This is a genomic window from Paracoccus thiocyanatus (genome assembly GCF_900156255.1).
GTDB lineage: Bacteria > Pseudomonadota > Alphaproteobacteria > Rhodobacterales > Rhodobacteraceae > Paracoccus > Paracoccus thiocyanatus.
Window position 1 is genome coordinate 1 of sequence record NZ_FTMK01000045.1, and the last position, 11,726, is coordinate 11,726.

Genomic DNA, 11,726 nt, shown 5'->3' on the forward strand with positions numbered 1-11,726 from the left:
CGCATTCGCCGCCAGCATCTCGTCGAGCTTGCCTTTCCAGGGACCGATCTTCGGCTGCGGTTGGACGGTTCGCTCGTAAGTCATCTCCGTTGCGCCGGACCGGATCACCTTCCGAACCGTGTTCCGCGATACCCGCAGCTCTCGGCAGATATGCTTGATCGACTTCTTGTCCTGGAAATACGCCCGGCGGATCTTCGCAATCGTCTCCACAACCAGCATCCCACACTGTGCCCCCCGATAGCCTCGGAGGCATCATGACCATCAGCGTAAGGGGGTCATTTTTGGAAGCCGATTACCCCGTTACGGGGTCAATTTTGCACGCCGGTTCACAGCAGCGCCCTTTGCCGTCCATGGAGATCCGGATGCTAACGCGCTTCAGCCGATCAGTCCAGGCGAAGGACGTGAACTGGCTGCCCTGATCCGTGTTCATGATCTCCGGCACGCCGAAGCGGTGGATGGCCTCGTTCAGCGCCTCAACGCAGAAGTCAGCCTCCAGCGTGTTCGAGATGCGCCAGGCCAGAACCTTGCGTGTGAACCAGTCCATGATGGCCACCAGATACAGGAAGCCGCGCCGCATCGGCAGGTAGGTGATATCGGCGCACCAGACCTGGCCGGGACGATCCACCCGCAGCCCGCCCAGCAGATAGGGATAGGTCTTGTGGCCCTTTCTCGGCTTGCTGGTGTTGGGCTTCTGGAAGATCGGCATCAGGCGCATGAGCCGCATCAGACGTCTGATGCGCTTCTGGTTCACGCCATGCCCCTCGTTCTGCAGATGCCACGTCATCTGCCGGACGCCGTAGAAGGGCGTGTCGAGGAACTGCTGGTCGATCAGCCGCATCAGCCCGAGGTTCCGCTCCGTCTCTCCGGCCGGTTCATGATAGAACGACGAGCGCGAGATCGACAGCAGGCGGCACTGCGCCACGATCGACAGCGCGGGATGGTCCCGTTCAATCATGCCACGCCTCACTTGCCGGTCCACGGCTTGAGCTTTCGTGACAAAAAATCGTTGGCGACGGCCAACTCCCCGATCTTGGCATGCAGGGAACGAACAGTTTCCTCGTCCACCTCCGCTGCGGGCCTCCGGCTGCCCCGCTCGAAGATATCCGCAGCCCCGTCGAGCAACGCCTTCTTCCACTGGTGGATCATCGTCGGATGGACACCGTATTCGGCGGCCAGCTCCGACACAGTGCGCTCGCCCTTCAGGGCCTCAAGCGCCACGCGCGCCTTGAAGCCCGCGTCATGGTTCCTGCGTTTCCGCATTCCTGATCTCCTCGTCCTTGGAAACCAGCAAACGTCAGATCGTAGCTTCCGTCACTGTCCAATTTCCGGGGAGTAGCTCACAATCGGACCGCCCCGAGCTCAGCTCGGCCCGGCGCGTGGTTTCGGGCGGCCGCGGCCTTGGCTCGCAGGAAAGCTTCGCGCTGATCGAGGCGCTTGCCGACAAGCTTGGCGCCGCGGTGGGCGCGTCCCGCGCCGCGGTGGACAGCGGCTATGCCCCGAACGACTGGCAGGTCGGCCAAACCGGCAAGGTGGTTGCGCCCGAACTTTACGTGGCGGTCGGCATCTCCGGCGCCATCCAGCACCTTGCCGGGATGAAGGACAGCAAGGTCATCGTGGCGATCAACAAGGACGAAGAGGCGCCGATCTTCCAGATCGCCGATTACGGGATTGTCGGAGACCTGTTCTAGGTTGCGCAGGAGTTCGCAGAGAAGCTGTGATGCACCAGGTGCCTAATTCTTGCCCCGCAACCATCTTTACCTTCCGATTCCGATTCCGATTCCGATTCCGATTCCGGTTTGGGCTGGGGCCTGAGGCCTGCCGGTATCGAGGTCTTTAACGACGCGCTGGCAGCCCCAGACGATTTTTGCTGACATCCTCTTGGCCGTCCGGACCCAGGCGATGGTGCGCCGGGGTCCGGCCTCGGGCAGCCAGGCGGGCCAGGTGCTCGTGGATGCCTTGGGCTGTTTCATTCCGTAACGAGAGCGTCAATATAACCAAGCGCCCCAAGGGCCATGTCGGGGCTTACCCGCGTCGCGAGCGCCTCGTCGATTCCGCCGGCGATGCGGACAAGATGATCGCGCAGGTTTTCCGCAGAAAGCGTACCCTTTTCCCTTAATGCAGCCAGGGTAATCTGCCCGATGGTAAAGGCTACCATATCTGGGCTAGCCACATATTCCAACGCCCGATGGCGTCGTCTGGTGACGGCTGCATCGCTTATCATTCGCTTGTTCCCCCATATCTCGCAAAACTGACAGGTTGAAAGCCTATCGAGCGCCCATGGCCGAAAGTTGAGCAATTTTGCCGCCGCGAGCCTAGAGAACACAGGCCGGTCTTGTCATACGCCGATTGGAGTATGGACCTTAGTTTCGGCGCGCCGAAGCGATGATGTGATCAAGGATCAGCTCGCTGCGCTGGTAAAAGATCAAATCGGTTGCATCCGAGACCAGCTCGACCGCGATCATGGGGTTGAGCCTTTCCAGTTGCTTGCACGACGCAATATCTATGCCGGGGTCCTCGGCAGGCGCCAGATACCGCATGGGTATGGCCAGATCCCGCAGCGCCGCGTCCATCCTGTAGCGCGAAAGCTGCAATTCCCGCACGAAAGTCGCGTGACCCTGTTTCAGCAGATGTTCGCAGGCGTTGCGGATCAACGCCGTCCAGTCGGGGTTGCGCACGATTTGCTGGTTCAAAGGCATGTGGCGGAAGGCGCGCTCCAGATACCAGTCCAACCCGTGCTGGCGCATCATCCGGTGCCCGGACTTGGCCATCAGTTCCGCCACCCAGGGCGCGCTGCCCGCGAGTTGCAGCATGGTGCGCTGAATCCGCGGCAGGCGCTGGATTCCCGACGGGTCGATGCCGCACGAATAGCCGACCGCCAGGATGCCGTGAAAACGCATGGGGTTGGCCACCGCCTCGACCACCAGCGGCAGGGTGCCGCTGGCCACCCCGACGCCAAGGCAGGGCCGGCGGCCGACGACCTGGTCCAGAAAGGCCCGCAGCGCGACCAGGTTGTCGCCCATCACGTCAAGCGAGGGATCCATCGTGCTGTTCCCGTGACCGGGCCGCGATGGAACGTAAAGGCAGATGCCCGCATCGCGCAGCCGGGCCTCTCCATCCCCCGGCAGCAGATAGGTCATCGGCAATCCGCGCAGCATGACCACCGGCACGCCTCGCCTGGCCCCCATCCAGGTCCAGGCGATCTTGCGCCCGTCGGGCATCGCGATCAGCTTTTCGCGCCCCAGCGGGTCGTGCCAGACCGGGGCCTCGCCCCGCAGCCCGACATGTTCCCGGCTGGCGATCATGGCCAGCAGGCGCATCAAGTCGATATTCGACGGCGTGCCCATCTTGGCCATGATCGTCTTGATCTGGGTGCGCACCGTCAGCAGGGACACGCCGCGCTGCGTGGCGACCGCGTCGAGATTGCGCAGCAGAAAGAACTGGTGTGCCACCTCGGCTTCGGCCGAGGTCAGGCCGAAAGCCTGCTGCAAGCGCTCGGCGATGCGCGGCCCCCAGGCGATTTCCAGCGAGCGGATGGCGATATGCGCACCGCTTTGGCCCGGCAGGCGGATCAGGTATCCTTCGGCCAGAAAGGATTCGCCGAAATCCCCGGCGATGGGCAGGATCGTCAGAATCGCCTGCGCCGCATTGCCCTGGCCGGTGGCGGCGCGCAACAACGCGCGATAATCCTCAAGCGAGCGGGGCGCGATGACGGCCATGTCCATGAACGCGCCCTGTCGCCCGCCAAAGGCCCGTTCGCCGGCAATATTGATGACCGCGATATTGCCGTTCGGAGAAAGCACCATCGCCGGTCCGGGCACTTCCGAAACCGCCAGTTTCAGCGGGTCGTTCCCGGCCGGTATATCCAGCTTTTCCAAGGTGTCGCGAAAGGTCAGCAACTGGCCGAAGAGGCGCTTGGACACCTTGGGGTATTCGGCATCGTCGCCCGACGAGGCCAGCTTGGCTTCCCAGTTCGCGACCATTTCGTCAAAGGCATGTTCGTCGACGACCGAACGATAGGTGCTGGCGATGATGCTCAGGTCTATATCGTGGTCCGTATCCCGGCTTTCGCTTAGCTCGGGCGACAAAAAGAACTGCTGATCAGCCAGCGGCGTCTTGGATTTGGGATCGGACACGAACGGATCTCTCGCAGGCAGGCGGTCACAGCTTTGCATTTAGCACGGCGCCTGTGCCCCGCGCTTCGGCACCCGCCCCGCGCTTTTCTTCAGCTTCGGATCGCCTGGATGGCGGCGGCAAAGAAGTCTCTGTCGCCCATTTGACCTCCTTTCAGGATCATTGGCAACTCCCCGCCCTCCAACCGCGCGCGCAGGACCGGAACCCCTGGGCAGACGTCGCCCGCGTGCTCCAGCCAGGCCGGTCCAAGGCGCGTGACGATGGCGCTTGACGTGTCGCCGCCTGCGACGATCAAACCGCCCGCAAGCCCTGCACTGACCAGCCGGTGGACAAAATGGGCGCTGCGTTCCGCCAGAAGCGCCGGTGCAATCGTCCCAGAACCCTCGGCCGTCAGGTAGAGCATGCAGTCCTGTCCGCTGTCCAGCCTGGCGCATGCCCAATCAAGCGAGGACTGCAACGCCGGACCACCAGCGATCATGTCGACGGGATTGATCGGCAGGCAGGCAGTGCCGCCGGCCGCGGCGATCTGGCTTGTGGTCAGCGATGACCGGGATCCCGCGAAGACCAGGATGGGACCGGATGCCGTCAGGGGCGAAAGCGTTCCGGCCGATTGCGATGGATGGGCGGCCAGCCAGGCCTCTGCCACCGCGGACGACCCCATGACCAGCAAGGCATCGGACGATGCCGCCAGATCACGGCCGGCCGACACGACATCCTGCTGCTCCAGGGCGTCGTAGAGCCGGGGAAAACGGCTGCCACGCCCGCCGCGGCGGACCAGTTCGATATCGTTAAGGCCAAGCCGCGCCAGATGGCGGATCAGGTCTGCCTCGTCCATCGGCGTGACAGGATGGGTGGACATGACCGGGTGCCGGTCGATCCGGTGGATCTGCCCATCCGGGCCGCGCGCGAACAGCGTGCCGAAGACCGCATACCGCCCCAGCGAAGGCTGCCCAGCTATGACCGCGATGTCACGGATGCCGATGGCGTCGGCCAGACCTTGCGCCAGCAGCGCGATATTGCCCACCTTGGCACTGCTGTCGAAGGTGGAGCAGATCTTGAGGTGCAGAAGCTGCGGACGAAAGGCCGAAAGCCCGTGCCCGATCCTATGCGCAAGCGCCGCCATGGCAGGGGTTTCAAGCGCGCGGGCATCGGTCGCGATGCCCCAGGCGTCAAGGTCGCCGACATCGTGCGGCTGGGGAAGATCCCGGAACAGCCGGGCGCGCATTCCGGCCCGCGACAAGGTCGCAAGCGTATCCGATGCGCCGGTAAAGTCGTCGGCGACGAAGATATAGGCCATTGCTAGCCCTTGCCGAATGTCGCAAGCGCCGCTGCCAGTTCCGGCCGATCGCATGCCGCCTGGTCCAGAGGAATGCCGGCGCGCACGGCCTCATGCGCCTGACGCAGGCTGGCCAAGCCTGCCGCGGGGCCGCCGGGATGCGCCATGATGCCGCCTCCGCACAGGAACATCAGGTCGTCCGAGTCGATCTGGCGCAACGTGTGCGGCAGCGTCCCCGCCCATTGCCCCGACGAGAAGACCGGCATGACCCGGTCCTCGTCCGCCATCGCGGTCAGGCAATGGCGGGCGGCTTCGGTCACGTCCTGGTCCAGGTCCGAGAACTTGCCGCCCATGCCATGCACATGCATGTGGTCGATCCCGGCCAGCCGATACAGCGCCTGATAGGCGCGCACCCCCATGCCCAGCAGCGGATGCCGCCCCATGCCGCCATAGCCGTTGCGGTGGCCGTGGATCGCCAGCCCGGTGTGGCGGCGCAGGCTCTCAACGGCCGAAAGCCCGCACCAATTCAGCGATACCATGGCGCAGCTTCCACCCTCGGCCTCGATCAGGTCGGCGTGGCGGCGCATGGCGTCGGTTTCGTCGGTGATGTTGAAGGCGACCATGACCAGCTTGCCGGTTCGGTCCTGGTGACGGCGGACCACGTCCATCACCGCGCGGATGCGGGCATCGACGGGGGCATGGGGATGGGTGCCCGCGATCTCGTCATCCTTGACGAAATCCGCCCCCGCCTGGGCCAGCCGCGCCACGAGGGCGGCGATCTCATCGGGCGACAGGCCGATATTCGGCTTGATAATCGTGCCGAAGATCGGGCGGTCCTGAACGCCGAGCGAGGCGCGCGTGCCTGCGATCCCCTGCACCGGCATCGGATAGCGGCGGCGATAGTCCGACGTCAGCGTCACGTCGATCAGCTTCAGGCCGGTGACTTCGCCCAAGTCGTAAAGGTTGCCCGCAACGACCGAGGCCAGCGTGGGCAGGTTCACCCCCACATTGTCCTCGGGATAGTCGATGACCACGCGGAAGATGCCGCATGGTCCGCCCAGGTCCCGGCGTTCGGCCCATGCGGACCGCAGCGACGGCGCCGGGCTTTCACCGATCTGCGTGGTTTCGACAACCCTTGCGCCGAAGCGGTCGCGCAGCGCGTCGGTCTCGCCCTCGACGCGGACGAAGGTGCCGGCGCTCTGCTCTCCCGCCATCATGGCGGCAACCTCGGCAATGGGGCAGGGGGTTTCGACGTGATAGGTGGCGCGGATCATCGGTCAGATCGCCCGCAGGTCGGGGAAGGGGCGCACCGGATCGCTGCCGTCCCAGCCTTCGGACGCCTCGCGGATCATGGCGAACATCCGGCCCTTTGGCCCCTTCACCTCGGACAGCTCGATGCAGGTGCCGGGGTGATCCTGGCGGTCGAAATACGCGAAGCGGCCGTTCTCTCCGACCTTGCCCGACATGCGGACGGCAAAGCCCTGGTCCTGCATGGCAGCCAGGTCGCGGTCGTAATCCTCGGTCCAGTATGCGGTGTGCTGTAGGCCCTGATGGCCGGCATCCGTGAACTCCTTGTAGCACGAGGGCACATCGTTGCGGCACTGGATCAGTTCCACCTGGATATAGCCTGCATTGGCAAGCGCCACGGAATTGTGCGGCGTATAGGATCGGCCGTCATAGGTGTAATCCTCGATCGGCACCTGCGGGTTATAGAAGAAGGGGCCGACGCCCATCACCTGCGTCCAGTGGGCCATCGCGGCCTCGATATCGGGGACGACAAAGCCAAGCTGGCGGATCGGGCCGAGAAAGCGGCTCATGGATTACCTCATCAGATAGTTGGGCAGCCAGGCGGTCAGGCCGGGAAACAGCGTGACAAGCAGCAGTGCCGTGAACAGGGGGATAAAGAAGGGGGCAACCCCGCGCACGACCTCGGCAAAGGGCATCCGCACGGTGATCGCCATCATGTACAGGCTCATGCCGACGGGCGGGGTCAGCAGGCCGATCATCAGGTTCAGGACCATGACCACCCCGATCTGTTCGGCAGGCGCGCCGGCCTGGATCAGCGCGGGGGTGACGATGGGCGCGATGATCAGGATCGCGGCGATGGATTCCAGGAACATGCCCGCGACCAGCAGGACCACGTTCAGGATCAGCAGCAGGACAAGCGGGTTGTCCGAGAGCCCCAGCAGCCATTCGCCCGCCTTCATCGGCACCTGATCCATCGTCAGCACCCAGGCGAAGACCGCGGCGGCGGCAACGACGAACAGGATATTGGCCGTGGCCAGCACCGTGTCGCGTGCCGAATCCAGCAGGGCGCGCAGCGTCAGCGTGCGATAGACGGCGACGCCGATCACGATGGCATAGGCGACGGTGATGCCCGCGGCCTCGGTTGGGCCAAAATAGCCCGACAGCAGCCCTCCGATCAGCAGCACCGGCGTCAGCAGCGCGGGGAAGGAAATCAATGCAAGCCGCGCGAATGCGGGCAGGCTGGGCCGGACGTCGTCGCGCGGCAGGTTCTGGCTGCGGGCGACAATCGCGATATAGGCCATCATGGCGCCGGCCAGCAGCAGCGCCGGCACGATTCCCGCCAAAAGCAGCTTGACGGGCGAAACCTCGGCTGCGGCGGCGAATATGATCAGCGGAATCGACGGCGGAAAGATCGGCCCGATGGTCGCGGATGCGATGGTCAGGCCAGCGGCAAAGCGGCGGGTGTAACCCTGCTTTTCCATCTCTCGGACCTGCATGCCGCCAAGCGCGCCGATATCGGCCAGGGCGGCGCCCGACATGCCGGCGAAGACCAGCGACAGCAGCACGTTGACATGCGCCATGCCGCCGCGGACGCGGCCCACGATCATGCGGACCAGGTCGAACATATAGGTCGTCACGCCGGTCGCGCCAAGAAGCGCCGCCGCCATGATGAACATCGGCACCGCCAGCAGGGGCGAGCTGTCGATCGACGCCACCGCCCGCTGCAACAGCACCGTGGCCGGCAGGTCATGCACGACAATGGCAATGGCCGAGGATAGTCCAAGCGCAACCGCGATCGGCGCCCCGATGACCAGCAGCAGGGCGAAGGCCAGAAGAAGGGTGATGGTCATGGTGCGGTCCTGCCCCCCTTAAGCGTCGCGGCAATGCGCCACAAGGCGATGGCACAAAGCAGCAGAAGCGACGCCATGATCGGGCCATAAAGCCAGATGTTGCGGATCCCAAGGGCGGGGGTCTTGAACTTCCAGGCGCGTTCCAGATACAGCCAGCCACCCCACAAGGTCAGCGCGCCAAAAGCCATGACCGAGGTTTCGGCAAGCAGGTTGCAGGCCAGCCGGGGCAGGCGCGGCATCATGGTGGTAAAGACGTCGACCGCGACATGCTGGCCATGCAGCGCCAGCAGCGGCGCGGTGAAATAGACCGCCAGGACGCCGCAATAGCGGCTGATTTCCTCGGCACGGGGCAGGCCCATGTTCCAAACGTTGCGGGCGGCGATCTGCGCCACGATCAGCACGATGATCAGCAAAAGCAGCCCCGTGGACACCGCCAGCAGGCCGCGCGTCACAAGGTCCAGCACCCTTGGCGGCGTGCTGGGACTTTGCGTGTCGGGCGGAATGTCCGCCATCAGGCGACCGCCGCGATCTTGGCGTAAAGTTCGCCGAACTGGCTGTCGAATTCGCTGGCGACGCGTGCCTGCACCGCTTGCCTGAAGGCCGCCAGATCAAGGCCGCTGTCCGCGTCCAGAACGGTCATGCCATGGCTGCGCAGCACCTCAAGGTCGCTGGCCTCGGATGACAGCATCGCATCGGAGGCGCGGGTGCGCGTTTGCGCCGCGGCGATGGCCAGGGCTTCCTTGTGGGCATCCGACAGATCGTTCCACACGCCGTCGTTCATCATCACGACCTGGGCCGCGGTGATGTGGCCGGTCAGCATCAGGTGGCTTTGCACCTCGTAAAGCTTGGCCGAGACCAGGACGTTCATCGGGTTTTCCTGCCCGTTGACGACCCCGGTCGCCAGCGCGGTCGGCACCTCGGACCAATCGACCGGCACCGGAACGCCGCCAAGGCCTTCGACCGTGGCCATGTAGATCGGGAAGGGGATGGAACGGATCTTGACCCCGGCCAGATCGGCCGGCGCCTTGGCGGCGCGGTCGGCAGTCAGGTTGCGGGTGCCGAAATAAAAGGCGTATAGCGCGCGGGTGCCGGATGCATCGACCAGGCCCTGGTTCAAGTCCTTCATCACCGGGCTTTCGACATCCGTGACCTTCATCAGGTGGTCGATGTCACGATACAGGTAAGGCGTGTCGAAGGCGGCAAAAGGCTCGTATAGCGACCCGATGGCGCCCGCCGTGTTGTGCGAAAACGCGATGGATCCGGTCGACACCGCCTCGGCCAGTTCCTGTAGCTTGCCCAGTTGAGAGTTCGGAAAGATCTGGATGTCCAGCTCTCCGCCGGTCTTTTCCCGCACCGCATCGGCGAACCACTGCGCCTGCTCGCCGGCGATCGAGTTCGGCGTATGCATGTGGCCATAGCGCAGCGTCGTCGCGGCATGGGCACCCTTGCCCAGGAACGGTGCGGCTATGGTCGCGGCACCTGCGGAAAGCAGAAGATTGCGTCTGGAAATGGCCAAGGTCGTCATGTGTTTCCCCCCTGATATGGCAGCAAGGCATCTGTGCTTGCGCGGTTGACCGAAAGTCTATGTTGGGGCGATAAGAAATCAATGCGGCTTTCTTGATGGGTTTTGATGGATCATGCGTCCGGGTATTCGCGAGATTGCCGCCATGGCTGGCGTTTCCGAGGCGACGGTGGACCGCGTCCTTCATGGCCGCCCCAACGTTCGCCCTGCAACGGCAGAGCGTGTCCTGGCAGCGGCGGCCGAATGCCGGTATCTTGCGGATCGCGACCTGGACCGCCTGCGCCGCCCGGACCGCATGCGGCTGGCCGTCATACTGCCCAGCACCGCAAACCCCTATATCCGAACCCTGAACGCCGAGTTGCGGACATGGTCGCAGGCGCGGGACCGGGGCGCACGGGTCCACAGCTTCCTGCTGGATTCCATGAACCCCGAGATGATGGCGCGCAGCCTTCGGCGACTGGGGCGCAACTCTGATGCGGTGGCCTTTTTCGGCATCGACCACCCGGATATCGCGCTTGCGGCGGACGAGCTTGCGGATAAGGGCAAGCTGGTCTTGACGCTGATCAGCGACATTACGGGATCGCGTCGCCATGCCTTTATCGGCATCGACAACCTGGCCGCGGGGCGCACCGCTGCCTACCTGCTGGCAGCCACGGCGCCAGCCTCGGGCGGAAAGCTGGCCGTCATCGCCGCCACCCGCCAGTACCGATCACATATCGAACGCGAGCTTGGCTTTCAGGAACTGATCCAGCGCGACCATCCCCGGTTGGAGTTCACGGGAACGATCGAGGGTCAGGACGATCCCATGACCAACATGAACATGACCCTGGCCTTGCTGCAACGCTTTCCGGATCTGTGCGGCATCTATAACGTGGGAGGTTCCTCCGAGGGGATCGGCATGGCGTTGCGCCGGACCGGCCGCGCGGGAAAGGTCCGGCTGATCGGCCACGGCTACGGGTCCGACACGCGCAACCTGCTGGCCGAAGGCGTGATGACAGCCGTGCTGACGCAGCGCAACATGACCCTGTTCGAGGCCATGCTGGACCAGCTGCACAATCCAAAAACGGCCGAGCCGCTGCCCATGCAGATCATCTTTCCAACCAATCTTCCCGGCTAGAGCCGCGGTCGCAGCTTATGCCCGACCCACGCCGTCAACGGACAGGGATGCGCTCGTCGCCCCACAGCTCCTTTCGCGCGATGACCTTGTGGCGAAAATCGGCCTCGGCCTGCGGGTCCAGCTTTTCGTCGGTATAGGTCTCGAAATAGGTGGGGACATAGGACAGCCGCACCGACAGCGGCTCGCGCACGTTCAGCGCGTAATATCCCATCTGCGTATAGTAGAAGTTGCGGGCCCCCGAAGTTCGACAAAATTGGTCTATGTTTGAGGGGTGTCGGTCCGTCTGATCGAGTCATCTCAATGGGTTAGTGATATCTAAGGGTCAAAGTTCTGTAGTCACACGTCGACAGCTGTTTTGGTTTGCCTGGATGGTTCAACTGCAATATTCTGTAGGTATGTTTGTTCGGATCAGCAAAAGCGGTGAACGGCGCTACCTGCAGCTCGTCGAGTCCTATCGGAACGAGGCGGGGCAACCGCGCCATCGGGTTGTTGCCAACCTTGGCCGCATCGACGGGATGCAGGATGGCCATCTCGACCCGTTGATCCGCGGCCTTTGCCGCGTGGCCGGGCGCGACGAACCAG

General features: G+C 64.1%; 12 protein-coding genes and 3 pseudogenes. 3 read left to right on the forward strand and 12 right to left on the reverse strand.

All coding sequences use genetic code 11. The features are described from left to right. The 3 genes and pseudogenes from F3H32_RS17275 to F3H32_RS17285 form a co-directional block, all read right to left on the reverse strand. Positions 1-219 (reverse strand): annotated as a pseudogene (locus tag F3H32_RS17275) (IS21 family transposase); the annotation flags it as partial. Between the two features lie 73 nt (positions 220-292). Beyond that, positions 293-955 (reverse strand): IS3 family transposase, encoded by a 663-nt coding sequence (locus tag F3H32_RS17280; RefSeq protein WP_149766898.1) that lies wholly within the window; start codon positions 953-955, stop codon positions 293-295. A gap of 8 nt (positions 956-963) precedes the next feature. After that, positions 964-1,260 carry a transposase gene (locus tag F3H32_RS17285; protein WP_149766899.1) on the reverse strand — a complete coding sequence of 99 codons (297 nt, stop codon included), beginning with the start codon at positions 1,258-1,260 and terminating at the stop codon, positions 964-966. Between the two features lie 80 nt (positions 1,261-1,340). Here F3H32_RS17285 and F3H32_RS17290 point away from each other — a divergent pair. Beyond that, a pseudogene (locus F3H32_RS17290) lies at positions 1,341-1,688 on the forward strand (electron transfer flavoprotein subunit alpha/FixB family protein); the annotation flags it as partial. A 278-nt stretch (positions 1,689-1,966) separates the two neighbouring features. Here F3H32_RS17290 and F3H32_RS17295 read toward each other — a convergent pair. The 8 genes from F3H32_RS17295 to F3H32_RS17330 form a co-directional block, all read right to left on the reverse strand. Beyond that, entirely contained in the window at positions 1,967-2,221 is a 255-nt protein-coding gene (locus F3H32_RS17295; protein WP_149766900.1) for a hypothetical protein, read from the reverse strand. A gap of 139 nt (positions 2,222-2,360) precedes the next feature. Next, complete coding sequence (locus F3H32_RS17300) at positions 2,361-4,133, reverse strand: alpha/beta fold hydrolase (protein WP_149766901.1); 1,773 nt, start codon at positions 4,131-4,133, stop codon at positions 2,361-2,363. A gap of 89 nt (positions 4,134-4,222) precedes the next feature. Then, a complete protein-coding gene (locus tag F3H32_RS17305) occupies positions 4,223-5,428 on the reverse strand; it encodes a four-carbon acid sugar kinase family protein (protein WP_149766902.1) in 1,206 nt (401 codons plus the stop codon). Between the two features lie 2 nt (positions 5,429-5,430). Further along, the gene (locus tag F3H32_RS17310) at positions 5,431-6,681 is read right to left on the reverse strand and encodes a RuBisCO large subunit C-terminal-like domain-containing protein (RefSeq protein WP_149766903.1); all 1,251 of its coding nucleotides are present in this window, start codon (positions 6,679-6,681) and stop codon (positions 5,431-5,433) included. Positions 6,682-6,684: 3 nt separating this feature from the next. After that, a complete protein-coding gene (locus F3H32_RS17315) occupies positions 6,685-7,224 on the reverse strand; it encodes a VOC family protein (protein WP_149766904.1) in 540 nt (179 codons plus the stop codon). Positions 7,225-7,227: 3 nt separating this feature from the next. After that, positions 7,228-8,505 carry a TRAP transporter large permease gene (locus tag F3H32_RS17320; protein WP_149766905.1) on the reverse strand — a complete coding sequence of 426 codons (1,278 nt, stop codon included), beginning with the start codon at positions 8,503-8,505 and terminating at the stop codon, positions 7,228-7,230. Then, a complete protein-coding gene (locus F3H32_RS17325) occupies positions 8,502-9,017 on the reverse strand; it encodes a TRAP transporter small permease (RefSeq protein ID WP_149766906.1) in 516 nt (171 codons plus the stop codon). Before F3H32_RS17325 ends, F3H32_RS17320 begins: the two co-directional genes overlap by 4 nt. Then, on the reverse strand, positions 9,017-10,030 hold the full coding sequence (locus tag F3H32_RS17330; RefSeq protein ID WP_149766907.1) for a TRAP transporter substrate-binding protein: 1,014 nt from the start codon (positions 10,028-10,030) through the stop codon (positions 9,017-9,019). Before F3H32_RS17330 ends, F3H32_RS17325 begins: the two co-directional genes overlap by 1 nt. 112 nt (positions 10,031-10,142) lie before the next feature. On the opposite strand from F3H32_RS17330, the gene F3H32_RS17335 reads away from it, so the two are divergent. Next, positions 10,143-11,144 (forward strand): LacI family DNA-binding transcriptional regulator, encoded by a 1,002-nt coding sequence (locus F3H32_RS17335; RefSeq protein ID WP_223191528.1) that lies wholly within the window; start codon positions 10,143-10,145, stop codon positions 11,142-11,144. Between the two features lie 34 nt (positions 11,145-11,178). Here F3H32_RS17335 and F3H32_RS17340 read toward each other — a convergent pair whose 3' ends face one another. Then, entirely contained in the window at positions 11,179-11,355 is a 177-nt protein-coding gene (locus F3H32_RS17340; RefSeq protein ID WP_188128712.1) for a hypothetical protein, read from the reverse strand. Between the two features lie 184 nt (positions 11,356-11,539). Between F3H32_RS17340 and F3H32_RS17345 the strand changes: the two are divergent. After that, positions 11,540-11,726, forward strand: a pseudogene (locus F3H32_RS17345) (IS1634 family transposase); the annotation flags it as partial.

Excerpts from the sequence above, each read along its gene's own strand:
- F3H32_RS17280 (WP_149766898.1), bottom strand. The coding sequence starts at position 955 with ATGATTGAACGGGACCATCCCGCGCTGTCGATCGTGGCGCAGTGCCGC.
- F3H32_RS17285 (WP_149766899.1), bottom strand. The coding sequence starts at position 1,260 with ATGCGGAAACGCAGGAACCATGACGCGGGCTTCAAGGCGCGCGTGGCG.
- F3H32_RS17295 (WP_149766900.1), bottom strand. The coding sequence starts at position 2,221 with ATGATAAGCGATGCAGCCGTCACCAGACGACGCCATCGGGCGTTGGAA.
- F3H32_RS17305 (WP_149766902.1), bottom strand. The coding sequence starts at position 5,428 with ATGGCCTATATCTTCGTCGCCGACGACTTTACCGGCGCATCGGATACG.
- F3H32_RS17310 (WP_149766903.1), bottom strand. The coding sequence starts at position 6,681 with ATGATCCGCGCCACCTATCACGTCGAAACCCCCTGCCCCATTGCCGAG.
- F3H32_RS17315 (WP_149766904.1), bottom strand. The coding sequence starts at position 7,224 with ATGAGCCGCTTTCTCGGCCCGATCCGCCAGCTTGGCTTTGTCGTCCCC.
- F3H32_RS17320 (WP_149766905.1), bottom strand. The coding sequence starts at position 8,505 with ATGACCATCACCCTTCTTCTGGCCTTCGCCCTGCTGCTGGTCATCGGG.
- F3H32_RS17325 (WP_149766906.1), bottom strand. The coding sequence starts at position 9,017 with ATGGCGGACATTCCGCCCGACACGCAAAGTCCCAGCACGCCGCCAAGG.
- F3H32_RS17330 (WP_149766907.1), bottom strand. The coding sequence starts at position 10,030 with ATGACGACCTTGGCCATTTCCAGACGCAATCTTCTGCTTTCCGCAGGT.
- F3H32_RS17335 (WP_223191528.1), top strand. The coding sequence starts at position 10,143 with ATGCGTCCGGGTATTCGCGAGATTGCCGCCATGGCTGGCGTTTCCGAG.
- F3H32_RS17340 (WP_188128712.1), bottom strand. The coding sequence starts at position 11,355 with ATGGGATATTACGCGCTGAACGTGCGCGAGCCGCTGTCGGTGCGGCTG.